Annotated in this window: 20 protein-coding genes; 9 read left to right on the top strand and 11 right to left on the bottom strand. The window is 59.3% G+C overall.

Going from position 1 to position 24864, the window contains the following annotated elements:
* Positions 1-13: 13 nt before the first annotated feature.
* On the bottom strand, positions 14-1000 hold the full coding sequence (locus HX812_RS15655) for a hypothetical protein (protein WP_038848561.1): 987 nt from the start codon (positions 998-1000) through the stop codon (positions 14-16).
* Between the two features lie 219 nt (positions 1001-1219).
* On the opposite strand from HX812_RS15655, the gene HX812_RS15650 reads away from it, so the two are divergent.
* From HX812_RS15650 to HX812_RS15640, 3 genes are read left to right on the top strand one after another with little or no spacing between them, the layout of a single operon-like run.
* Positions 1220-2146, top strand: coding sequence for an ABC transporter ATP-binding protein (locus HX812_RS15650; RefSeq protein ID WP_038848558.1), 927 nt, complete (start codon positions 1220-1222; stop codon positions 2144-2146).
* Positions 2143-2868, top strand: a complete 726-nt coding sequence (locus tag HX812_RS15645) for an ABC transporter permease (RefSeq protein ID WP_038848556.1) — start codon at positions 2143-2145, stop codon at positions 2866-2868. The genes HX812_RS15650 and HX812_RS15645 overlap by 4 nt, the downstream gene beginning before the upstream one ends.
* A 15-nt stretch (positions 2869-2883) precedes the next feature.
* Positions 2884-4614 (top strand): Gldg family protein, encoded by a 1731-nt coding sequence (locus tag HX812_RS15640; RefSeq protein WP_038848554.1) that lies wholly within the window; start codon positions 2884-2886, stop codon positions 4612-4614.
* Positions 4615-4618: 4 nt separating this feature from the next.
* Here the strand turns inward: HX812_RS15640 and HX812_RS15635 are convergent, their stop codons facing one another.
* The 3 genes from HX812_RS15635 to HX812_RS15625 form a co-directional block, all read right to left on the bottom strand.
* Positions 4619-4927: a hypothetical protein gene (locus HX812_RS15635; RefSeq protein ID WP_038848551.1), complete on the bottom strand. Its 309-nt coding sequence runs from the start codon at positions 4925-4927 to the stop codon at positions 4619-4621.
* Positions 4928-5174: 247 nt separating this feature from the next.
* Positions 5175-5609 (bottom strand): DoxX family protein, encoded by a 435-nt coding sequence (locus HX812_RS15630; RefSeq protein WP_038848549.1) that lies wholly within the window; start codon positions 5607-5609, stop codon positions 5175-5177.
* Positions 5610-5712: 103 nt separating this feature from the next.
* Positions 5713-7134, bottom strand: coding sequence for a transglycosylase SLT domain-containing protein (locus tag HX812_RS15625; RefSeq protein WP_038848547.1), 1422 nt, complete (start codon positions 7132-7134; stop codon positions 5713-5715).
* A 237-nt stretch (positions 7135-7371) separates the two neighbouring features.
* On the opposite strand from HX812_RS15625, the gene HX812_RS15620 reads away from it, so the two are divergent.
* The 5 genes from HX812_RS15620 to HX812_RS15600 all read left to right on the top strand — a co-directional run bounded on the left by HX812_RS15620 (position 7372) and on the right by HX812_RS15600 (position 15541).
* Positions 7372-8178 (top strand): TatD family hydrolase, encoded by an 807-nt coding sequence (locus tag HX812_RS15620; protein ID WP_038848544.1) that lies wholly within the window; start codon positions 7372-7374, stop codon positions 8176-8178.
* Positions 8179-8274: 96 nt separating this feature from the next.
* Complete coding sequence (locus HX812_RS15615) at positions 8275-9756, top strand: methyl-accepting chemotaxis protein (protein ID WP_038848542.1); 1482 nt, start codon at positions 8275-8277, stop codon at positions 9754-9756.
* Between the two features lie 195 nt (positions 9757-9951).
* On the top strand, positions 9952-14670 hold the full coding sequence (locus tag HX812_RS15610) for an RHS repeat-associated core domain-containing protein (protein ID WP_177128229.1): 4719 nt from the start codon (positions 9952-9954) through the stop codon (positions 14668-14670).
* Positions 14627-15040, top strand: a complete 414-nt coding sequence (locus HX812_RS15605) for a hypothetical protein (RefSeq protein ID WP_161630233.1) — start codon at positions 14627-14629, stop codon at positions 15038-15040. Before HX812_RS15610 ends, HX812_RS15605 begins: the two co-directional genes overlap by 44 nt.
* Positions 15041-15178: 138 nt before the next feature.
* Positions 15179-15541, top strand: a complete 363-nt coding sequence (locus HX812_RS15600) for an Mpo1-like protein (RefSeq protein ID WP_038844530.1) — start codon at positions 15179-15181, stop codon at positions 15539-15541.
* Positions 15542-15543: 2 nt separating this feature from the next.
* Here the strand turns inward: HX812_RS15600 and HX812_RS15595 are convergent, their stop codons facing one another.
* The 3 genes from HX812_RS15595 to HX812_RS15585 all read right to left on the bottom strand — a co-directional run bounded on the left by HX812_RS15595 (position 15544) and on the right by HX812_RS15585 (position 17516).
* The gene (locus tag HX812_RS15595; protein WP_038844528.1) at positions 15544-16341 is read right to left on the bottom strand and encodes an acyl-CoA thioesterase II; all 798 of its coding nucleotides are present in this window, start codon (positions 16339-16341) and stop codon (positions 15544-15546) included.
* A 90-nt stretch (positions 16342-16431) separates the two neighbouring features.
* Positions 16432-17193, bottom strand: coding sequence for a CHAD domain-containing protein (locus HX812_RS15590; protein ID WP_038844526.1), 762 nt, complete (start codon positions 17191-17193; stop codon positions 16432-16434).
* 44 nt (positions 17194-17237) lie between these two features.
* A complete protein-coding gene (locus HX812_RS15585; RefSeq protein WP_003172685.1) occupies positions 17238-17516 on the bottom strand; it encodes a hypothetical protein in 279 nt (92 codons plus the stop codon).
* A 216-nt stretch (positions 17517-17732) separates the two neighbouring features.
* Between HX812_RS15585 and HX812_RS15580 the strand changes: the two genes are divergently transcribed.
* Positions 17733-18770, top strand: coding sequence for a patatin-like phospholipase family protein (locus HX812_RS15580; RefSeq protein ID WP_038844524.1), 1038 nt, complete (start codon positions 17733-17735; stop codon positions 18768-18770).
* A gap of 6 nt (positions 18771-18776) precedes the next feature.
* Here HX812_RS15580 and HX812_RS15575 read toward each other — a convergent pair whose 3' ends face one another.
* The 4 genes from HX812_RS15575 to kdpB all read right to left on the bottom strand — a co-directional run bounded on the left by HX812_RS15575 (position 18777) and on the right by kdpB (position 24853).
* Entirely contained in the window at positions 18777-19466 is a 690-nt protein-coding gene (locus HX812_RS15575; protein WP_038844523.1) for a response regulator, read from the bottom strand.
* A gap of 37 nt (positions 19467-19503) precedes the next feature.
* Positions 19504-22155 carry a sensor histidine kinase KdpD gene (locus HX812_RS15570; RefSeq protein ID WP_038844522.1) on the bottom strand — a complete coding sequence of 884 codons (2652 nt, stop codon included), beginning with the start codon at positions 22153-22155 and terminating at the stop codon, positions 19504-19506.
* Positions 22156-22185: 30 nt separating this feature from the next.
* A complete protein-coding gene (kdpC, locus tag HX812_RS15565; RefSeq protein WP_038844521.1) occupies positions 22186-22731 on the bottom strand; it encodes a potassium-transporting ATPase subunit KdpC in 546 nt (181 codons plus the stop codon).
* A gap of 64 nt (positions 22732-22795) precedes the next feature.
* Positions 22796-24853 (bottom strand): potassium-transporting ATPase subunit KdpB, encoded by a 2058-nt coding sequence (kdpB, locus tag HX812_RS15560; protein ID WP_177128231.1) that lies wholly within the window; start codon positions 24851-24853, stop codon positions 22796-22798.
* Positions 24854-24864 lie beyond the last annotated feature (11 nt).

Genomic DNA, 24864 nt, shown 5'->3' with positions numbered 1-24864 from the left:
TAGCCAGGCCAGTCTAGCCATCCAACGCCTGATCCAGCTCAAGCAGCACACCCCGCAGGCTCTGCCGCAAACCCGAAACCTGCGACGTCATCACCTTCAGGGCCTCGGTTCTCTGGCTGACCGCAAGCGAATGATCATGCAGTTGAGTGGTGCGCCGTTCCAGTTCTAGAGCTTTCTCATCCAATAGTTTCTGCTCTTGCTGCAAGCGCGCCTGCCATTGCTCCAGTGCCGATTCCCGTTCGATGGCTGCCAGCTTTTGCTGGGTCAGCTCTTGAGCAACACGGGCCAGGTTGGTCAACGTGCTGTCCACTTCGAACAACGTACTGTGGTCGGCTGGAGGCGGGCGTTTCAGAGGTGTCGGCACATCGGGCTCCGCTTGGATGACCGTTGCGGCCTGCGCCATCATCAACGGAGCCTCAACAGGGGGTTGTCGAATCTCCTCAACGGGATGTTCATGCACAGGCGCCGGGAATGGCTCGGAAGGATTCATCGCCTTGGGAGATGAGCTCATTTGCGACGAAAAACGAATGGACGGTACGATCACTGAAGCGCTTTCGATCGCCGGCAGCGTCGGCGCAGACATGCCCAGGGTGATCACCTTCATCACCAGTGCCTTCTTGATGATCACTGAGTGATGGTCCTCGGGCCTGGCGGGCGGCAGCTTGCAGCCTTTCAAATCGACAAAATGATAGGGCACCTGGGTTTCCGTCACCCCGCCCGCCTTCATTCCCGAAGCAGCCAACGTCAGAATTTGCTTGAACACATGTAATGCCAACTGCAAATCCTCCCTGGACTCAACCCCACCCAGGAAATACCGATCAACTTTCTTACGTAACGCGGCGATATAGACCCTGGAACTTTCCGGTTCTACTTCCTCATCCAGGCTATAGACAAGAAAGTTGGAGGCCGTCTGACCCACGGCAAATCCACAGAGCAATGCACCATTAACCGGAGCATCTTGGCCATTACGCTCAAGAACAAGGGTACGTAGCAGCATCATGGTATTCAGGCCTCATTATGCAGTGCAGAAAGTTTATATAAACAACTAATAAACATTCAAAAATTGGACATTCCGAAACCTAACACATTGCTTCAGCGACCTGCCCAACCCGCACGTAGGACTTCTCTTATTACGCATTATCGACGTTCCCAAAAGCGATCGTTACCCGTACCCTTTTTTCACGCCCCCTACGTCATACCAAACTTTTTCGGTAAAAAAATGATCGAAATAAGCAATCTGACAAAACACACGGGTAACACCGCTGTACTCAGCGACTTTTCGTTCATCGCCAATCAACAAGAATGCGTGGAATTATTCGGGCAAGATCATTCTACCAAAACAACCCTGTTCGATTTAATAGCCGGTTCAACAAAGCCCTCCAGCGGTCATATAAACGTCCAGGGTTTCGATATACAAACCCATGCACTTAAGGCAAGGCAACTCGTTGGTTATCAACTGTCCACGGACCTCGGCCATCCAACGATGTCCGTCAAAGCGTTCCTTGGCTTCATCGCTGCCGTTCGCGGCTTCTACGGCGCCGAAAAGCGCTCGCGGCTGGAACAGGTCATCGCACGATTGGATTTGTTTCCCGTGCTCGATGCGCCTCTGGATGCCCTCTCCATCGGTTGGAAACGTAAAGTCGCCCTTGCGCAGGCCATCGTGCATAGCCCAGTCCTGTTGCTGCTGGATGAACCCACCGAAGGACTTGCACCTGATCAAAAATATGCGTTCAGGTCGCTCATCCAATCTTTAACGCAAGAAATGACAGTCATCATCGCTTCTCGCCACTGCGATGAATTATCTGATTTGTGTACCCGAGCGTTAGTCATGGCAGGCAGTCGCCTGGTCGCCGATAACCCGCTGCCCGATCTACAACGCGACTCACGTCATTTCCAGGCCGTCACCCTGGCCGCGGACACACCATTGGACCTATTGGCCCTGGCCGTACTGCCCGGCGTGGCTGGCATCGAAGAACATCGACATGCCCCCGGCACGGTGACCGTTCTCGCCATGCCGGGACACACCATCTATCCCCATATCAATACGCTGATTGCCAGTCGTCGCTGGAAAATCAACTCGTTAAACCTGGAACCAGGTCGCCTGAATGATGTGGTCCACCACCTGAGCCAGGAGGCGCCCCGTTGAAATTATTACCTATTATTTTCAAGCGTCAGCTCGCCAGCTATGCCTGCACACCCAGTACTTACCTGCACATTGCCGTCTTTCTCATACTGTCCGTGGCATTGGGAAAGTACATAAGCCCGTGGCCGGAACAAAACATCAGTGACTTGCAGGTGTTCTTCCAGTTTCACCCCTGGCTGTATTTACTACTGATTCCCGCCTTGGCCACGCAACTATGGGCGGATGAGTCCAGTACAGGCTTTCTCGGGCTAATGAAAACCATGCCCATCACAACCTATGAATGGGTGATCGGAAAATTCCTGGCCGCCTGGTTCATAGCAGGGGCAGCCCTGTTTCTGATGTCTCCTCTCGTCATCATCGCCAACTACTTGGGCAGAGCCGATAACAGCGTTATTGCTTCGCAATTTTTCGTGAGCTGGTTGTTGGCAGGCAGTTACCTGTCCGTCGGTTGCTTTATTTGTGCCTTTGTACGCCAGCGCACTGTCATTTTCGTATTGACCCTTGGCCTGCTTCTGACAGCCAGTGGACTTTCTTCCATCCTGGATGCCCTTGAACACCAAGCCCCTATTGGCTTGATTGATAGCTTGGCCGCACTCAGCCCTACTTTGCGATTCAGTAATATCGACGATGGGAAACTCACACTTCGTGACACGCTCTACTTCATTAGCATGATCTTCGCCTTTCTCGCTGCGACGATAGTCACACTCAACTACAAACACAGCTGAGAAGGGAAATCCTCAATGCGGTCCTCGCTGCGCACCGGCATGACACTTACCGTCACCTTCCTGCTTTTCCTGGCGTTCAATCTGGTTTGGATAGGCAAATTTCCTGATATACGGTGGGACCTTTCTGAGCAAAAAGCTCACACCTTGACACCTGCGGTAAAACGGCTGCTCACCACACTGGAAGACCCGCTCGACTTGTATTACTTCAACTCCGCCAACGCCCCCAAAAGAAGCTACGCGGTGCAACGCTACAGCAAGCGTATTGAAGACCTGCTCAAGGAGTACGAGGAAACAGCCAATGGCATGATCAACCTGCACCTGATTGAACCAGCGCCTTTTTCGGAGGACGCCTACAAAGCCCGGCTCTCCGGGCTCGACGACAATGCCGGGTTTCTCGGTCTTATCGGCTCCCGAGCAGGTCACGGTGTGCGACGTATTGGTTCCTTCAGCCTCGACCAAGAGCCACTGCTTGAGTATGAAATCAGCCATCTGCTCTATAAATTGCAGAACCCCGAACGCCCGGTCATCGGGCTATTGGCGGGATTGGCGATGGACGGATCCGCAGGCCGGTTGTTGCAGGAGCTAAGGCAGGAATTCGACCTGGTCAATCTGGAGCCGACTGCCGCATCCGTTCCCCAGCCCATCAAAACCCTGATGGTCGTGCACCCTCAGGCATTGTCTGAGCGAACCTTGTATGCCATTGAACAATTTGTCTTGAGGGGCGGCAGATTAATGATGTTTATCGACCCTTTGACTGAGCAACGCCCAAACCTCCCCCCAGGCACCACTCAGCTGAGCGAGTTGCTGGCTGCCTGGGGTGTCCAAATGCCAGCGGACAAGTTGGTGGTTGACGACGTCTACACGCCAAGGGAGACACCTGGCACGCCCAATCAGGTCCGATTGAACCTGCCCCGACAGGCGATGAACACCCATGACATCAGTACGTGGAACCTCAATAGGGTGACGGTATCGAGTTGTGGCGCCCTCTCCCCACTGAGCAAGAGCCGCACAACCTTCACCCCGCTCCTGCAAAGCTCCGAACAGTCTGTCCTGTTGGACGCCAACGGCTTCACAAGCGCAGCCCGCATCGACTCATTGATTGAAGGGGCGTCAAAGCAGGAACGAACTCATGTGATCGCGGCGCGTATCGAGGGGCCGAGCTATTCGGTGTTTCCCGATGGCATCAAGGGGCAGCCGCCCGGTTTGCAGAAAGCGGCACAGATTCATGTCGTGGTGGTGGCTGACACAGACATGCTCATGGATAAGGTCAACGACTCGGCCCCCGACGGCAACGCGCTGTTTGTCTTGAATACGCTGGACAACCTGTCCGCCCCCGACACACTCGCCGCCATTCGCCCGCGTGTGCCGCAGGAAACGTCGCCGAACAGGTTGGAGAGCATGCGCACCGTCGCGAAACAGGCCTATCGCGTAAAAGCCAGCGAATTGGAACGGCGCCTACAGCGCACGGAGCAGGAATGGCAGCGGCTTAGCCCGTGGACAACCGCCCTTGGTACCCAGCCCGTGGACACCACCACTCGGCTGCAGGCACTCAACAAGGAACGCCTGCGCTTGCCCATGGAGTTGCATGCCCTGGAGGACGAGGCCTATGCCCAGGTGCGTCGACTGGAATGGGTGATAAAACTGACGGTGACTTTTGCGATACCCGTGACCTTATGCCTGATTGCCTGGCTGGTCTTTCTGGGCCAACGCCGTCGCCGGCTGAAAGCCGGCAGCGTCATTCACTGAACGCTCAACGACGGGCGATCAGCCCTTGCCGGGCAATACGGGTCAATTGACGAATAACCTCATCGGCGTCACCGGCAGTTGGCGCCTGGATAACCGCAAGGTCAAAGCTGTTGCTGGCAAACCGCGCAAGGGAATCGCCGTCTTCGACAAACTGGATCAGGAACGCCGAAGGTCGGCCCGTGCGACGCGGCCAGCCATCCAGGTAACGCAATAGCGTCGGCTGATGCTTGCCGCCCAGGAGAATTTTTGGATTGCGTTGAGTGAGGTCCGCGGTGATCGGGGCCAGGCGTATCAGGGGGCGTAGTGCATTCATCGTGTCGTGTCTCTGCCTCAAAAGTCTGCGGGCAGGTGAGAGGCAACACCGAACCAGCGCTTTAGCGGAATTTCGAAGCATGGAACATGCTTCTGTCGGGACCGATAACGATCACCCATGGCGCCCCGCAATTAGCTGTTTAAATCGGCGCATGAGCGGCATCCTAGAGAAGCCGGTGGGGCGGTGTCAAGAATCCCGATCAGCAAAAAGCCCGCACAGAGCGGGCCTTTTGAGGGTTCTACGCAAATCAGTTGGCGATGGCGCGATCCGCAGACAGCTTGCCAGCACCTTCCAGCAGCACCGCCAGGGAACCGCCGAGCAAGGCCAGTGCGAACTCATAACCGTTGTTGGCCATGAACAGACCGTTATGGATATGCACCGAGAAGATCGCCACCAGCGACAGGATGGTCAGGCCCAGTGCCGCAGGACGAACCAGCAGGCCGATGATCAAGGCCAAACCCGCGAAGAACTCGGTGCCGCCCGACAACAGCGCCATCAGGGTACCCGGCGCCAGGCCGATGCTTTCCATCCACTGGGCAGTGCCCGCCAGGCCGTAGCCGCCAAACCAGCCAAAGAGTTTCTGCGAACCGTGAGCGGCAAAGATGATGCCGACAACAATGCGCAAAATGGTCAGGCCGTAACCGGCGCGGGTGGACAGGATGCTTTTGATCAGTGGGCTCATGGTGATAATCCTTTTCTAAATAGGGGTTGGTTGGCCGCTATATTAATCAGTTTAAACAATGATAAAAGCCGAAAAAATGCCTGATTAATATCGATAAAATCGATTACTTCCGTGAGGCGATTTTCGGCGCCGGCGGCTCCAGGGACTCCCGCTCCCGGTCAAACGCCAAATAGTACTTGTTGACGCTATTAACATAGCTGACGCCGCCCATCCCTACCTGCTCCATGGCAATGCGTTCAACCTGGAAGAACCACTGATTGGGGTTAAGCCCCCGGCGCTTGGCTTCAGTGCGCATGCCCTGCACCCGCTCCGGCCCCATATTGTAGGCCGCCAATACAAAGGCCATGCGCTCGCGCTCGTTGAGCTTGGGGCTGGCGAAGAACTTGCGACGGATCATCGCCAGGTAGCGCGCGCCCGCTTGCACATTACTGTCGAGACTCTCAATGTTATTGACCCCTACCCGCTGCGCTGCCGAAGGGGTGATTTGCATCAAGCCGGTGGGACCGCCGCTGTTGCGCGCGCCAGGGTCCAGAGCGGACTCCTTGAAGGCCAGTGCCGCCAGGTTCAGCCAATCCATGCCCTGCTCGCGGGCATGCTTTTGTAACACCGGGCGCAGTTTTTCCAGGCGTTGACGGTCAACGCGAGCCAGTGGATTGCGCACTTGATAGAGACGACGGTAGATACGCTGGAACGCCACATCCTGGTCGGAAGGGGTCCGGTAAGTCTTGAGGAATCGATCAATGCTGGCCCGCAGCATCGAAGCATCCTGGCGCACGAACCAATATTCGTCGCCCGGCTCACTGATCGCCACCTGCTTATCGAAGCGCAACTTGGGCAAGATCTTTGACCAGCGTTCGGCAATCGGTTTTTCAACAATGGTCAGGTGAAAAATGCCGGCCTGAACCATCTCCAGCACATCCTCCACGGCCAGGGTCGGGTCCACCCACTCCACTTTCACCGGCGGTTGCTTGTACAGCGCCAGCTTCTGATTGACCTGACTGATGGCATCCGCCGCCGCACTGCCGGTGGTCAACGCCAGTGTGCGGCCAGACAGTTGCTCCAATTTGGTGAACCGCCGCTCGCCCTTCACCCCCACCAACCACATCGGTACATCGCTGACAATCGGGTCGCTGGTGCTGATCTTGTGTGCAGCCTTTACATCCAGCAACTCACCCGGAGCGACCAGGTCGCCTTCGCCACGGGCCAACGCGCCGAGCAACTGGTCCTTGGCCTTGGGAATGATCTTGAAGTTGATTTCCTGGCCATCGCGGGCATGACCATTAAGATATTGCTCGAAGGCGCGCAGGCGATGGTATTCGACACCGATGGCCTGGCCCTGGACCTCGCCGGAACTGTTTCGGCTCTGGTTGACCAATACACGCAGGGTGCGACTGGAGCGAATCTCCGCCAGGTCGCGTACCTTGCCGGGCTTGGTCACTTCCAGCGGCCCGTCCAGACGCGCGACCGCCGCCATGGGCAGCAGCAACGTCAGGCACAACATAAGCAACGCCGAGGGTCGGATCATCCGCTCTCCGGAAAAGAATACTGGCCAACGCCCTCGCGAAAAACGAGGCGCTGGGGGTCAGAAACAGAGCGCTTTATGCGCTGGCAAGGTACGCAACGGCGGCATGATGGCGGGCGACGGGCCAACCACGATGTCACTTGCGACGTTCAAAGACAGCTATAACTCGTTGTAGTTCTTCGTTTTTCTTATAAATCTACAGCTCTGATATGCTTTCCGGCCGCAGGCGGAGATAGCACCATGCAACTCATTGATATCGGCGTCAACCTGACCAACCCCAGTTTCGACGAGAAGCACCAGGCGGTGCTCGACCGCGCCTATGCCGCTGGCGTACAGCAATTAGTGCTCACCGGCACCAGCATCGAGGGCAGCGAACTAGCCCTGCAATTGTGCGAAAAACTAGATGAAAGCGGCCAGCGCCTGTTCAGCACCGCCGGCATCCACCCCCACTCCGCCAGCGACTGGAACAGCGACAGCGCCCATCGTCTGCACGCTTTGCTCAGCGAGAGCCGCGTACGTGCGGTGGGTGAATGCGGGCTGGATTTCAACCGGGATTTTTCCCCGCGCCCGCAGCAGGAAAAAGTCCTCGAAGAACACCTGGCCCTGGCCGTCGAACTGAAACTGCCGGTATTCCTCCACGAACGTGACGCCAACCAGCGCCTGCTGGAGATCCTAAAGGACTATCGCGACCACCTTACCGCCGCCGTGGTGCATTGCTTTACGGGCGAACAGCAAGCGTTGTTCAGCTACCTCGACCTCGACTTGCACATTGGCATCACCGGCTGGATCTGCGACGAGCGCCGTGGGACACACCTGCACCCGCTGGTCAGGGAAATTCCCAGTGAACGTCTGATGCTGGAAAGCGACGCCCCTTATCTGCTGCCGCGCACCCTACGGCCAAAGCCGAAAAATGGCCGGAATGAACCGGCGTATCTGCCGGAAGTCCTGCGCGAAGTCGCCCTGCACCGCAACGAAAGCCTGGAAGACCTGGCTCGACACAGCACTGCATGCGCCCGTCGCTTTTTTGGACTGCCCGAAGTGGATTGATGCGGCGCATTGACCCATGTCAAAACCGTTTCCCTGGATAGCGGCACAATAATGGCACCTTGCCAATGCTGTTTCCGCTATCAGAGAAAACCTTCCATGGGTGCCTGGCTTAGCAATATCTCGCTGAAGTACAAATTCTGGGCCGTCAACGCGGTCGCCTTCATCACCACCCTGCTGCTGGTGCTGTATGCCGTACAGCTTGAACAGCAGGCGCGCAGCACGGCGTCCCTCGCCTCGGCGCAGGCACAAGCGCGGCTGCTTGGCGCCTGGCCGGCTGGGGAATCACTGCCTAAAGGCGAGCACTGGCTGACGTTCAAGCGCGGCCAAGTCCCACACCTGGCCGACCAGGATCTGTCAGCCCTGGGCAGCGCCACGGGTTGGGTCGAGTTCAACCACATGCCTGTGTTCGGCGAGAACCCGCTGATGGGCGCCGAAGTCGTCGCCCGCCCTGACGGTCAATATGTTGCCGTCCTTGCCTACACGCCCAGCCTGAGCCAGGTGTTCGAAGAGCGCTTCGCCAACTATGCGGTGGCGGTCATGATCCTGATGCTGGCAATGCTCGGTGCCTCGCAATTGCTGATCCGCTTCCTGCTCAGTCAACTCAACACGCTCAAAGACGTGATGCTGCACGTAGAGAAAACCGGCGACCTGTCGGCCCGCGTGCCCTTGGCGTGCAAAGACGAAGTCGGCCAAATGGCCAGCGCGTTCAACGCGATGCAGGCCGGTTACCAGCGCGTGGTCAACACCGTGGCACGCACCGCACGGCAACTGGACGAGGGCGCCGCACGGCTGGCCAGCAGCATGAACGAGGTGCAGCATGGCATGCTCGGCCAGCAGAGCGAAACCGACCAGGCCGCCACCGCCATCAACGAGATGACCGCCACCGTCTATCACATCGCCCAGCACGCAGGCGCCACGAGGGATCTGTCCCAGACTGCCGATACCCTCGCCGGCAGCGGCAAGGAAGTGGTCAGCCGCGTACAGCGCTCGATTGCCGGCCTGTCCACCGGCGTGCAACAAACCGCCGAAATGATCCAAAAGCTCGCCGAGGACAGCCAGAAAATCAACGGTGTAGTCAGCGTGATCCACAGCATCGCCGAGCAGACCAACCTGCTCGCCCTCAACGCCGCCATCGAAGCCGCCCGCGCCGGGGAAATGGGCCGTGGCTTTGCCGTGGTCGCCGACGAAGTGCGCAACCTGGCCAAGCGCGTGCAAAGCTCCACTGACGAAATCACCCGCATGGTCTCGGCCCTGCAAGCCGGCACCCGCGACGCGGTGGACTTCATGCAGGAAAGCTCGTTCAAGGCCGACGACTGCGTGCAACAAGCCCAGGAAGCCGGCGCTGCCCTCGCCGAAATCACCGGCGCCGTGGCGCAGATGCGTGAAAGCAACACCCAGATCGCCGTCGCCGCCGAACAGCAAAGCCAGGTGGCCGAAGAAATGAACCGCGCCGTCGTCAGCATTCGCGACGTGACCGAGAACACCGTGCAGCAGACCGTGGACTCGGCGACCACCAGCAATGAACTGGCCACCCTGGCCGGGGAGTTGAGCAAAGCGATTGGGCAGTTGAAGCTGTAGGACTGTTCACCCTGTAATCAACCGCCTACAACAAAGCCTCGGTTTGCCCGAGGTTTTGGCGAAACGTCCTAGCCCTCCCAGCGAATAACGCCGACTTCTTTTCCCTACCAACCTCGCCAAAGTCTCTCGCCTGACCAATCAGCGCGAGGGACCGCCGATGCACCTTTCCTGTGCCCCACTCAATGGGGCCGTTTCATGATTCCGGTTATTGCGCAGTTCGTCCTCTCCCCCATGGATGCCGAAAAGCCGGACGTGGAAAGCGTCTTTCGGGACTTTCGCACGTGCCTGAACTCATTTGACGAATGGGCCGAAAGCTTCTGGAGCGGCTCGGCGCTGGAGGTCGAGCAGGTATTCAAGGTCGGCAAAGACGTGTCCCTCGTCGCTCCCACGTCTTCCAAAGAACCCCATCGCACGCTGGCCGTTTGCAAGGCCCAGGGCTCGTTGACCCTGGTGCATATGTTTGAAAGCACGCAGTTTGTGCCCATCGGCAATACGCCGGTGATGTTGCAAGCCATTGGATCGGACGGCACGCCATTCGGTGACCCTATCCGTCGAACCATCGATGCCAGCGGCATTCTTGAAGTCAACGATTGCATCCGCGACCAGCGTTACCAGATCACTTTTTATCCCAACGTTTCCAAGGCACACGTCAAGGCGCTGTATGCGTCTTATCAGTCGGTGATCGTCGGGCTGGAAGAACGCCTGAGTGACGAATGGACGAAGACCTTCAAGCCGCGATGGAAGGACTTCGCCAACGCCACGCCGTTCGAGCGCAGTGCGATGCAAGGCGTGGCGTTCGCGAGTGGGATTGGCAAGGCGCTCTACAACCTCTGGGACAATTTCACACAGCTGTACGACCTGTTGGCGGACCTTGAGGCCAATAGCGAGAAGTTACTGAAGTACATCACCCAGGTCGAGCTGGACGAGCTGCTGAAACTGGGCAAGGACGCCATCGCCCATGGCCTGCTGGTGCTGAGCGATGAGCCGCTGTTGTTCATCTATCTGTCGGCGATGGTCGCCTGGATACGCATGCTACCGCCGCCGGACATGTATGAACTGGTGGGCGAGATTACCGGCGAGGTGCTGATCAATCTGTTTTTGATCTGGGCGACCCGGGGCATGGGGGTACAGGTTCGGCTGGGTATGCAGGTGTTGGGGCATATCAAGTCGGGGCGGGTGCGTAAGTGGCTTGAGATGTTGGCCGATCAGTTGGCCGGGCCTCGGTTGGACGCGCATGTCGACGCGGCCAAGCCCATGTTGCTAGGTAGCTCGGCGACGCCGATTCGGACGATTCCGGATGTGCCGTTGAAGGCTGGGGATCAGGTGGTTGCCAACCCGGTGCCGGTGGTGCGGGACAAGGTTGGGCAGCGGACGGTGTTGGTGCGCCAGGAGGCTGTCGACGATGTGCCTGCTTCTGCTCGAAACCCGGCTGGGGATGCGGCTGCGCCTTCGGACAAGACCGCCACCAACGGTTGCCCTGTGTCGATGGTCACGGGCGAGGAGCTGCTGACGCTCACCGATGGCACGCTGGACGGGATCTTGCCGTTTGAGTGGACGCGGTTGTATCGCACCAGTGCGGTGGAAGTGGATTGCGGGCTGGGGTTTGGCTGGAGTCACTCGCTGGCGCATCGGCTGAGTGTTTCCGGGGATTCGCTGGTGTGGACCGATCATGAGAATCGGTCGACGACCCTGCCCTTGCCCACGGTTTCTCGGCCGGCGATTACCAACAGCCTGGCGGAAGCCGCGATCTACTTGGGGTCGTTGCCTGATGAGTTAGTCCTGTCTCAAGGGGCGCGCTTCTACCACTTCCGCGACGGTGTGCTGACGGCGATCAGCGATGCGTATGACAACCGGTTGCGCATTTCCCGTAATTACCTGGGACAGATTGAGCGGCTGGACAACGGCGTCGGGCGCTCGCTGTTCTTGCGCTATGCGTCGGGCCGCATTGTGGCGGTGGATTACCAGATTGAGCGGGCGGTGGATGACGGTCCGTTTGTTTGGGTGACAGAGCAGAACGTTGTTTCCTACGCCTATGACAATTTTGGACGACTGGTTTCTGCGACCAACGCCGTAGGCGAAAGCGAGGTTTATCGATACGACGAGCAGCACGTCATTCTTGAGCGTGGTTTGGCGGGTGGCGCGAGTTTTTTCTGGGAGTGGGAAAGGTCTGGTAAGGCGGCGCGATGTGTCCGGCATTGGGCCAGTTTCTCGCAGATGGACACGCGCTATGCCTGGGACGATAACGGCCAGGTCACGGTGTTTAACGCCGATGGCAGTCAGGAAGTCTATGTGCATGACCAGCGGGCGCGGCTGGTGCAGCGAGTGGATCCTGACGGCGCTGAGCACTTCAAATCCTACAATGAGAAAGGTCGGCTGACGGTTGAGCAAGATCCGTTAGGGGCGATCACGGCCTATCAGTACGACGAAGCTGGACGTTTGGTGGCGCTGTTTCCGGGGGACGATGAACCAACGTCCTACGAGCATGACAATGGGTTCGTACGGGTTGTAAGGCGGGGTCAGGCGGTTTGGAAGTATGAGCGTAATGATCAGGGTGACGTTACGCGTAGGACCGGTCCTGACGGTAATTCGACTGAGTACAGCTACAACAAATACGGGCAACTGACGCAGGTTTGGCTGCCGGATCACAGCTGTCATCGGCTGGTCTGGAATGAGCGCGGGCAGTTGCTTGAAGAGCAGCTGCCGAATGGCGGAATCAAGCGTTATCGCTATGACGATTGCGGACGAAAAATCAGCCAGGAAGATGAGCACGGCGCGCTCACGCAATTTGAGTGGAACCACGTAGGGCGATTAGTCCAAATCGTCTTGCCGAGCGGTGATACGCGTAAATATACCTACAACGCTTACGGAAAAATCACCTCCGAACGGGATGAACTCGGCCACGTCACCCGCTACGAATACGCCGACAGCCTGCACCTGATCAGTCGTCGCATCAATGCTGATGGCAGCCAGGTTAAATACCGTTACGACAACGTCAGGTTGTTGCTCACCGAGATCGAAAACGAGGTGGGTGAAACCTACCGGCTCCAGTATCACGCCAATGGATTGATTCAACAGGAAACCGAGTTTGATGGGCAGCGCACGGCTTACGTATATGACCTCAACGGCAACCTGAGTGAGAAAACCGAACACGGTGACGACGGCAGTCAAATGGTTACCCGCTACGAGCGCGACTATTCCGGGCGACTCGTAAGAAAAACTCTGCCCGACGGCAACCTGATCGATTACACCTACGACCGTCAGGGCAATCTCCTCAGCGTCGAGGACGGCTACTGGGCCCTGGCCTACGAGTACGACAGCCAAAACCGCCTCACTGCCGAACACCAAGGCTGGGGCACCCTGCGCTATGGCTACAACGCCTGCGGCCAACTGCAAAACCTACGCCTGCCGGACAACAACCGGGTTGCGTTCAACCACACCAAAGGCGGCCAACTCGAGAAGATCGAGGTAAATGGTCAACCGCTCACCGCTCATCTATTCGACGCAGGTCGAGAACACCAAAGAGGCCAAGGAAAGTTACTCAGCAGTTATCAGTACGACGCCCAGGGACGCCTGTTCAGCCACGGACTGTGCGATATCGAAGGGGCTATTTATCGGCGCCAGTACCACTACGACATATCCGGCAACCTCACCCGCCTGCTCGACACCCGCAAAGGTGAACACCACTACCACTACGACCCACTCGGCCGCCTGACCCGCGCCGACCACTCCCAAGACGTGCAGGAACGCTTCGGCCACGACCCGGCTGGCAACGTTCTCATGCAAGACCGCCCCGGTCCGGACATCGTGGCGGGCAATCGCCTGATGATCCAAGGCGACCACCACTACGACTACGACGCCTTCGGCAACCTCATCCGCGAACGACGCAGCAAAGGCCATCAACTCGTCACCGAATACCGCTACGACTGCCAGCACCGCCTGATCGGCATTAAAAAACCCAACGGCCAGACCGCCAGCTATCGCTACGACCCGTTCGGCCGTCGCATCAGCAAAACCGTGGATGGCATGACCACCGAGCTCTTCTGGCAAGGCGAGAAGCTCATCGGCGAACACCACGCGGAGCGCCACCGCAGCTACCTCTACGAACCCGATAGCTTCCGGCCGTTGGCGATGCTGGAAGGCTTCGGCCCAAAAGAAATCAAGCCCTACCATTACCAATTAGACCACCTCGGCACCCCACAGGAACTCACCGCCTCCGATGGCGAAATCGTCTGGTCCGCGCATTATCGTGCTTATGGCGAAACAACCCGTCTAGACACCGCGAAGATCGACAATCCGCTGCGTTTCCAGGGTCAGTACTTCGACCCAGAAAGCGGACTGCACTACAACCGTCATCGCTACTACAATCCGGATATTGGTCGCTACCTGACGCCGGACCCGGTGAAGCTGGCGGGTGGGATCAACGCGTACCAGTACGTGACCAACCCGACGGGTTGGATTGACCCTTTGGGTTTAAGTAATTGCCCAGAAGGAGGCACATGCAAATCGCAAGCTCGAATAGAAGAGCCATCAGACAACATCTCCGCAACGAGAGGTGAACCCAGTCCCCCTTCTGTATTAACGCGTCCGACAGAGTTTGCCAACGAGCAAAAACTCAACGAGCATTACGAAAAGCACGGGGCTGAATTTCGAGTAGGAAATAGCCACGAATATTTACTCGCTGCACGTCATGTCGTAAGCAATGGTACGCCTGTGCAATATTTGTACAGGGACACACCAACGACCGGCTATGTTTTACTTATGGGAACAAATAGGACAGGGCAGGCCAAATTTGCGTTTGCAGGATCGAATACAAATGGCCATATAACCACTCTGCATACCAAAAGCGGAAAAGACTTCTGGAGGACGATAAATGGCGACCCCTCTGACAAAACCATCAGGCCTTATAGCAAATAACCATAAGAAAGTGCGCGTTTTAGCACTCAATGATCAGATAGAAGAAGACGTTACTCTGCTCATAGAGGGGACGGTCATAAATTGCTTTATAAGTTACTGCCCCTATCAAATAGAAGTTGGGAAATTCTATGATGTGGAGCTGACCATGAGCATTGCTGACGACTACGTAATTGAGCGTGTAGAGCCGAGTGACGTGTCGGCCGAAAAGATAGATCCTGGCTATTCCTACATCCTGTACGGCGAACTCTGTGACGAGAGATTTCTCACCTTCATATCGCTGAGCGACGAAGGCATACATTATGACCATCCAGAACTGAACGGGAGTTTTGTTAAATTAACGGTCGAAAGAATCGACGCCAGCTTTCACTGAAAAGCTTAAAATCGAGCAGTTGTTTACATGGCAGGAGCTTGCTGGCTATGACCCCCATAGCCAGCCCCAATTCGCCCCACCATCCAACCCCACCTAAACTCTCTCCATGCTATTTCAACGGACAGAGGATTCACCATCATGGGCAAACGTCACCCCAATCTCCCCGCCTGGCAATGGCGTAACTACCCGCAGAACCATCAACACCCGACCAACTTGGCGTTGCACCTGATTGCCGTACCGCTGTTCATCATCGGGTTTCTGTTGATCGTGTCCGGGGTTTTCAGCTTGAGCCTGGCCAGTTTTGCCGTGGGTGTGGTCGGGATCCTGGCCAGCTTGGCGTTGCAGCGTCATGGCCATAGCCTGGAAGCCGAGGCCAGCGAGCCGTTCAGTGACCGTAAAGATGCGGTGCAGCGGCTGGTGGTCGAGCAGTTCGTGACCTTTCCGCGTTTTGTATTAAGCGGCGGCTGGTGGCGTGCCTGGCGGCAGCGCCACCGGCATTGAGGTCAGGCGAAGACCACTACGGTCTGGCGGCTGATGGCGATCAGCTCGCCGGTCGGGCTCCAGAGCGCGGCCGCGGCATGGCCGTAGCCGTCGCGGGCGTGTTCGATATTGACGTAGTACTGGCACCAGTCGAGGGTCGTCAGATCCTGCAAAGGCTGGATGAATTCGATGGTCCAGGTCAGGGTGCTTCCAGGTGCTGGTTTGTTCAGGTGCGGCAGCAAGGCCGGAGGCCAGGCGTCGACCAAGGCAAGGATATGCGCTTCAGTCAGCGGCTCTTCTTTGACATCTCCGCGTAAGCGAACCCAACCGCCCATGTCACGGGATTTGTTGCCGGTAAAGGGTAAGCCGCCGACACTCCAGCGCATCGCCAAGTGGCGCATGAATTCGGGGGTCACGCCCTTGATATAGGGCAGTTCCTGGCATTCATCCCAATGTTTGAAAACCGGCGGCGCTTCGCTTTCAACCGCGATTTCCGACTCACGGGATGCACCGAAACTGGCCTGTACCAGGGTCGCCACTTCACCGTTCTGCATCACACGCCCAAGCAATTGGCTGACGGCCTTGCCTTCGCGCAACACTTCGACTTGATAACTGGCAGGAACGTCCGGCGCTACAGGGCCGACGAAGGTGATGGCCAGCGACCGTAGCGGTCGATCGGCCGGCACTTGAGCGCGCAGGGCTTCGTATTGCAAGGCAGCCACCAGGCCACCAAAGGTTGCGCGGCCCTGGGCCCATTCGGCGGGGATGGTGACATCCAGCGGGTTGCTGCGGGCGGCGTCGAGCAAATCACTAAAGCGCATGGCGGTCTCACATCAAAAGAAACAGATGAAGGATCTTAACCATCGGACCCGCCAGGTACAGCGCCTATTCCGGCCAAAAGCCGGACCGGTTCAGAAACAATCAGCGCTGAGTTTGTCCAGCACGCGGTCCGCCTGCCCTTCAGCCTTGGCCATGGTGCGATGCCATATCGCAACACAAGGTTGCAGATCCGCCTGATGCTCGGCCTGGGCCAGCCATTGCCAGCAATCGTGCCAATCGCCTAACGCGCCTTGGGCTTTTTTCAAGCGCGACATCGCGTTGGCAGGCAGCTTGTCCAACTCGGGATAGGCTTCGGCGGCATAGCGCACTCGCTTGATCAACAACCGCAGGCGGTGTCGGTCATGATCAGGGTCTTTCAAGGCTTCATCGAGTTTCTGCCATTGTTTGGCTAGACGTTTTTCAATGCGTGGGCGCAGGCCTTTGAGCAATTTCTGATGCTCCGACGCGCGGATGAAACGGGGAAACGCATCGAGGATCAGCAGCAAATGCGCAAGCTCCGGGCTTTGCGCCACCTGGCGATAGGCCTCAGGTTGCAGACGCAGACGCCGGCTGGCGGCTTCGTGATAACCATGCTGATGCAAATACGCCGCCAGCACCTCACCGTCGCGTAGCGGCGTCGTCAGTTGGCCGACAGTACTGGCGGCCAATTCAAGCTGTTCCACCCCCGGCAATCCGCGCAAGGGGCGCAACAAGCTGCGCAGACGGCGCACGGTGGTGCGCAGGTCATGCAGGGCTTCATCGTCGGTGACGGCGGCGAGGCGAGCCTGGCAGCTCAGTAACCCTACTTCCAGGCCAATGACCTGAGCGACTAACTGATCGACCAAAGCTGACATCCTGCTCTCACTGTTTGATGAGAAATCCTACTCGCTGCTGCAGGTCAACGCCCGGCGCGAGACTCACGAATATAGAACCGCGCTTTCTCGGCCTTGTTGGAGCAGCCTTCAAACGCTTCAAATTGTTGCTGGGTCTTGGCGCCCGTCAGCAGGGACAACGCTTTAGAGTAGCTCACGGTGCCAGCAAAGCCTTCAGCCTTGGCCAGATCCAGCTCTTTCCAGGCAGCGTCCAATTGGCTGCCGCAGCTGTCGCGGTACGCGGTCTTCCCGGCACAACCGGCCAAGGCCAGCATGATCACAGGTACACACATCCAGGCTTTCATTGATGACACCTCAAAAAGAAAAAACAGTCGTACGTTGTAGACGTTGCCTACATGGAAAAGTGCCTGTCCTTAGCCTGAAATCGATAGTACCTACAGACCAGAGCATACCCGAGCACCGGGGCTATTCTGGAAAAATATCGCAGGCCGCCCGCGAAGATTGAAGCCGCCCCCTCAATGGGTGCATTGTGGGACCCTGCCTTGGGGAGGACATGGACCATGAAAAAACGGGTTGCCTTGGTGCTGGGCTCCGGCGGGGCCCGGGGTTATGCGCACATCGGAGTGATCGAAGAGATTGAACGGCGCGGTTATGACATCGCCTGTATCGCCGGGTGCTCCATGGGGGCCGTGGTGGGCGGGATCTACGCCGCCGGCAAGCTGGATGACTACCGCAACTGGATCGAAAGCCTCGATTACCTCGACGTATTGCGCCTGGTAGACGTGAGTTTTCGCCTGGGGGCGATTCGCGGTGAGAAAGTCTTCGGCCAGATCCGCAAGATCGTCGGCGAGATCAATATCGAAGAGCTGCGCATCCCCTACACCGCCGTCGCCACCGACCTGACCAACCAGCAGGAAATCTGGTTCCAGGAAGGCTGCCTGCACCAGGCCATGCGCGCCTCGGCGGCGATTCCCAGCCTGTTCACCCCGGTGATGCAAGGCAACCGCATGCTGGTCGACGGCGGCCTGCTCAACCCGCTGCCCATCGTGCCGGTGGTGTCGAGCCATTGCGACTTGATCATCGCGGTCAACCTCAACGCCACCAACCAGAAGCACTACCAGTTGCCGGTGATCCAGCGCCCGCCCGCGTTCAAGAGCCGCTTCAACAACCTGGCCAAGTCACTCGGCTCGCACCTGCCGTTTCGCCGCAAACAAGCTGAACAATTAATGAAGTTGGAGCAGGAAGCCCTGGAGGCCCAGGCAGCGGAGATCAACCCGTGGCTGGAGTCGGCCGAGCCGGAATCCCAGCAGCCTGCTGCCGCACCAGAAAAGCCGGGGGCACCGAAATCCGCGACCGGCTCGTTCATCATCGATAACGTCGGCCCGGCGTCACTGCTGGATCTGATCAACCAGAGCTTCGAGGTGATGCAGACCTCGCTGGCGCAGTACAAGATTGCCGGCTACCCGCCCGACGTGCTGATCAACGTGCCGAAGCGGGTCTGTCGGTTTTTCGAGTTCTACAAGGCGCCGGAGCTGATCGCGCTTGGGCGGGAAATCGCCAGTGATACGTTGGACCGGTATGAAAGTGAGCAGAGCTGACAGCGGTCAAGTACTCAGTAACCGATACCCCACCCCCGCCTCAGTCACGATAAACCGTGGCTGGGTCGGATCATCCGCCAGTTTCTGCCGCAAATGACCCACGACGATCCGCAGATAGTGGCTGTCCTCGGTATGAGTCGGCCCCCAGATATCCTTGAGCAATTGCTGCTGGGTAATCACCCGCCCCGGATGCCGCGCCAGTTGCGCCAGCACCGCGTATTCCTTGCGGGTCAGCGCCACTTCAGCACCGTCCAAGAGCACCCGGCGATAGGCCAGATCCACGGTCAACGGGCCAAAACGCAACGCCGCTTCCTGGGCTTCGCCCGCCGGCGCCTGGCGCAACAACGCGCGCACCCGAGCGAGAAATTCCTGGATGCCGAAGGGTTTGGTCACATAATCATTGGCGCCCCCATCAAGGGCTTCAACTTTCTGCCCTTCGCTGGCCCGCACCGACAACACCAGAACCGGCACCGTCGACCACTCACGAAACTCACGCAGCACCTGCTGGCCGTCCATGTCCGGTAGGCCAAGGTCGAGTACCAGCAAATCCGGCTTACTCAACGCCGCCTGGGCCAGGCCTTCGTTGCCAGTGCCGGCCTCGATCACTTTGTAACCCTGGGAGGCCAGGCTGATGCGCAGGAATTTGCGGATCTGCGGTTCGTCATCAATGACCAAAATGGTCGCGGTCTGGCTCATGGTGTTCCATCAAAATCCGTGAAGAAAACAGGGTAGCTCATGCCTCGCGCTCCAGGCCAGGCTGTGTCGGCAACGGCAGGAACAAGGTGATGCAGGTGCCCCGCCCGTCGATACCGTCGGCCACGCTGATATGCCCCCCATGGGCGCCGACCATCCCCTGGCATATCGCCAGACCCAGGCCCGTGCCCTGTCCGCCGCGATCGCCTCGGGCGGCGGTGTAGAACATGTCGAAAATCTTGGCGCGCTCGTCTTCCGGAATACCCGGCCCCTCATCGGCCACGGCGAAGAACAGCTGGTTGTCCGCAACGCCGGCGCTCAGCTGCAAACGACCTTGCGGCGGTGAAAAACGCGCGGCGTTTTCCAGCACATTGACCAACGCTTGCTCGATCAACGCGGCATGCACATACAACAAGGGCAACTCGGGCGGCACATCGGTGCTCACCTGCAACGGCGCGAGCACCGCACGCAGACGGCCAAGAGCGCTGCCGACGATATCGCCCGGTGACACCCAATCCCGCGCCAGTTTCAACGCGCCATGGCCGAGGCGTGTCATGTCGAGCAGGTTCTGGATATAGCGGTCCAGGCGCTCAGCTTCATCGCGGGTGCCTTCCAGCAACTCGCGACGATCCTCCAGCGGGATGGCTTCACCGAGCGCCAACAGGCTGTCGATACTGCCGCGCATGGACGTCAGCGGCGTGCGCAAATCGTGGGACACCGAGGCCAGCAAGGCACTGCGCAACTGCTCGGTTTCGCCGTGCAATCGAGCGGACTCCAGCTCCTGGGCCAGTTGCGCCCGTGCCAACGCCTGGGCCAAGGGTTGGCTAAGGGCTGTGAGCAAACGCCGGCGTTGGCCGCTCAACTCCAGGCCGGGCTTGGGACTGACGCCGAGCAGACCCAGCGGGCCCTCCTCCCCTGACAACGGCCACCACCACCAACGCCCGAACGGCAAGGTGCCGGTGCCCATGCCCGCCGGCTGGTCATGCTGCCAGGCCCAGTCGGCCGCAGCGCGCTCGGCTTCGGTGAGGGTCAGCGGGCCGCCCGTCTCGATGGTCCAACCGCCCTGCCCATCGCGATTGACCAGGCACAGGTCCAGGTCGCTCCAGCCCTGCAAATGATGTGCAGCGGCGCTGACCACCGCTTGGCGATCGGTGGCAGCGGTGAGTTTGCGCGACAGGTCGAGCAGTTCGCTGGTTTCTTCCTGGGTATCGCGCAACGCTTGCAGCTGCCGGCGTTGACGTGCGGCCAGGTTGCCGGTCAACGCCGCCATCAACAGGAAGAACAACAGGGTCAGCACATCTTCTTCGCGCTGGATGGCGAAGGAAAAATTCGGCGGGATAAACAAAAAGTCATAGGTCAGGAACGACAACGCCGCGCACACCAAGGATGGCCCCAGGCTGCTGCGCACCGCCACCAGCAGCACGGCGGCGAGAAACACCAGCGAGATATTCGGCAGCGGCAAGACGCTGGACACCGCCCACGCCACCGCAGCCGCCACCACCGTCGCCACCACCGCCAACGCATAGTCGAACCACACCAGCCCGCGCACATCCGGCAAACGCGGCGGTACAGGGATGTCGTCGCTGTCGAGGACGTTGATTTCCAGGCCTCGCGCATTACGCAACAACCGCGCAGCCAAGCCACCGCCAAACAAGCGACGCCGCCATCGCATCCGCGACTGCCCCACCAGCAACAGGCTGGCGCGACGTTCAGCAGCATGCTGGATCAGTGTCTTGGCCACCTCCCCCGCCCGCAGCAACACCACCTCACCGCCCAGTCGCTCGGCCAATTGCTGGGCATTCTGCAAGCGCAGTCGCGACTGCTCATCCCGCGCACGGCCGTTATCGATATGCACCAGGCTCCACGGCAAATGCCGGCGTTGGGCAACGCGACTGGCATGGCGCACCAGACGTTCGGCCTGTGCATCGCCATCCACGCCCACCAACAAGCGACCACGCACCGCCGGCGCAGCCTGGCCGAGCTGGCGGTAGCCCTGGGCCAAGTCGTCATCGACGTGAGCCGCGGCGGTTTGCATCGCCAGCTCGCGCAAGGCCATGAGGTTGGTCTGGGTGAAAAACGCATCGATAGCCGCCCGCGCCTGTTCGGGCACATAGACCTTGCCGTCACGCAGGCGCTCCAGCAACTCGCGGGACGGCAAGTCGATCAGCAGCAGTTCGTCGGCCTCTTGCAGCACCCAGTCCGGCAGGGTTTCACGTACCTGCACGCCAGTGATTCCGCGCACTTGGTCGTTGAGGCTTTCCAGATGCTGGACGTTGACCGTGGTAAACACGTTGATACCAGCGGCGAGCAATTCCTGGATGTCTTGCCAGCGCTTTTCATGGCGACTGCCGGGGGCGTTGCTATGGGCGAGCTCGTCCACCAACACCAGCTTGGGCTTGGCGGCGAGCAGGCCGTCGAGGTCCATTTCTTCGAGCATCACGCCACGGTATTCGCTGCGCAACAAAGGCTGTTGCGGCAGGCCGCTGAGCAAGGCTTCGGTCTCGGAGCGGCCGTGGGTCTCGACCACGCCGGCAATCAGCCGCACACCCTGGCGCAACTGGGTGTGCGCGGCCTGGAGCATGGCGTAGGTCTTGCCCACACCCGGTGCGGCGCCGAGGAAGACTTTGAGCCGGCCACGGCCGTCCCGGGGCAGATCGGCTAACAGGGCATCGGCGCGGCCGGAGTCGCTCATGCGGGCAGTGTCCTTCAGGTATTGATCGGGTTACAGCTTTTCCAGCGCCATGTTCAGCGCCAGCACATTCACCACCGGCGGCCCTACCAGCGGGCTTTCGATGTGCTCATCGAGCAAGCGCTGCAAGGTCGACACCGGTACATTCCGCGCCGCCGCCACTCGCGCCAGTTGATAGGCAATCGCCTGCGGTGGCAAGTGTGGATCAAGACCGCTACCAGAGGTAGTCAGCGATGCCAAAGGTACGGGCCCCTGGCTGGGTACCAGTTGCTTGTTTGCGTCATCGAAGATGCGCGTCGCCAGCGCCGGGTTACTAGGGCCAAGGTTGCTGGCACTGCTGGAAACCGTCGCGAAAGCGCCCGCCGATGGGCGTGGGTGGAACCAGCTGTCACCGGTAAAGTCCTGGGCGATCAGGCTGGAGCCACGCACCTTGCCGCTGTCGTCACGCACCAGGCTGCCATTGGCCTGGTCCGGGAAGGCGACTTGGGCGACGCCGGTTACCACCAGTGGGTAAGCGACGCCGGTGATCAGGGTCATGAGCACCAGCAGGCTAAGGGCCGGGCGAATCATGTTGGACATTTCAGATTCCTCAATTCGGTCATTGCAACCTGTGGGCGCCCATCTGGCACCCACAGGATTCGGGTCAAACCAGGTGCAACGCAGTCAGCAGCATGTCGATCGCCTTGATGCCCACAAACGGCACCAGGATCCCGCCCAGCCCGTAGATCAGCAGGTTGCGCCGCAGCAACGCCGCAGCACTCGCCGCTTGCACGCGCACACCGCGCAGCGCCAGCGGAATCAGCACCACGATGATCAACGCGTTGAACACGATGGCCGAGAGAATCGCGCTCTGCGGACTCTGCAAGTGCATCACGTTGAGCACGCCCAGTTGCGGGTAGATCGAGGCGAACAGTGCCGGCAGGATCGCGAAGTACTTGGCCACGTCGTTGGCAATGGAGAAGGTGGTCAGTGCGCCACGGGTGACCAGCAATTCCTTGCCGATCTGCACCACGTCCAGCAGCTTGGTCGGGTCGCTGTCGAGGTCGACCATGTTGGCGGCTTCGCGGGCGGCCTGGGTGCCATCATTCATGGCCATGCCGACGTCAGCCTGGGCCAGCGCCGGGGCGTCGTTGGCGCCGTCGCCACACATTGCCACCAAGCGGCCGTCGTTCTGTTCATGACGGATGCGCGCAAGTTTTTTCTCTGGCGTGGCTTCGGCCAGCACGTCGTCCACGCCCGCTTCGGCCGCAATCGCTGCAGCGGTCAGCGGGTTGTCGCCAGTGACCATCACGGTGCGGATACCCAGTTTGCGCAGCTCGGCGAAACGCTCACGGATGCCGGGCTTGACCACGTCCTTCAGGTGGATCGCACCAAGCAACTTGCCATCGGCACACACCAGCAACGGCGTACCGCCGCTTTGGGCGATCTTGTCGATTTCCCGCGACAATGCCGGTTGCAAGTCACGACGTTGCTGGCCGATAAAAGCGAGCAGCGAATCCACCGCGCCTTTGCGGAACACACGGTCCTGGTAGTCAACACCGGACAACCGCGTTTCCGCACTGAACGGCACGGCGGTCAGCTCATCCGCAGAGGGCTCGGCCTGCGGGTGCAAGGCGCGCAGGTATTCAACGATGGATTTACCTTCCGCCGTGTCATCCGCCAGGGACGCAAACAACGCACCTTCGGCGACTTCCTTGCCGCTGACGCCAGGCGCCGCGACCACCGCCGCACACCGACGGTTACCAAAGGTGATGGTGCCGGTCTTGTCCAGCAGCAACACATGCACGTCACCCGCCGCTTCCACGGCACGGCCGGACTTGGCGATCACATTGAGGCGCACCAGGCGGTCCATGCCGGCGATGCCGATGGCCGACAGCAAGCCACCAATGGTTGTAGGAATCAGCGTCACCAGCAGTGCGACCAGGAACACCAGGGGCAAGCTGCCATTGGCAAAGTGGGCGAACGGTTGCAAGGTCACCACCACCAACAGGAAGATCAGGGTCAGGCCGATCAGCAGGATATCCAGCGCAACTTCGTTGGGGGTTTTCTGGCGTTTAGCGCCTTCGACCAGCGCGATCATGCGGTCGAGGGTGGACTCACCGGGGTTGGCGGTGATGCGGATCAGCAGCCAGTCCGACACCAGGCGAGTGTTGCCGGTGACGGCCGAACGGTCGCCACCGGACTCGCGGATCACCGGTGCGGATTCGCCGGTGATCGCCGCTTCGTTGACCGCCGCGATCCCTTCGATGACTTCGCCGTCACCGGGGATCATTTCCCCGGCGGCCACGCGCACCACATCACCTTTGCGCAGGCTGGTGGCCGGCACGACCTTGAAGCTGCCATCGGCCTCCTTGCGACGAGCGCTCAAGCCTTCGCTGCCGGCCTTGAGGCTGTCGGCACGCGCCTTGCCACGCCCTTCGGCCAAGGCTTCGGCGAAGTTGGCGAACAGCACGGTGAACCACAGCCACACCGCGATTTGCACCGCGACATAGGTGGGCACGGCGGTGTCAGGCACAAAGCACAACACGGTAGTGAGGATGGCCGTCAATTCGACCACCAGCATCACCGGCGAGCGTTGCAGTTGACGCGGATCCAGCTTGACGAACGCCTGGACCAGCGCCGGGCGCCACAGGGCGGAGATGGCGGTTTTGGCAGGCTCCTGGGATTGCACCGGAGCCGCATTTTTTGCAGGCATATTCATTTTCATATCCC

Source organism: Pseudomonas sp. IPO3749, assembly GCF_013386605.1.
In the GTDB taxonomy this organism is placed as follows: Bacteria; Pseudomonadota; Gammaproteobacteria; order Pseudomonadales; family Pseudomonadaceae; genus Aquipseudomonas; species Aquipseudomonas azotoformans_A.
The sequence above is the reverse complement of the archived record's forward strand: the minus strand, read 5'-3'. Positions and strand labels throughout refer to the sequence as shown.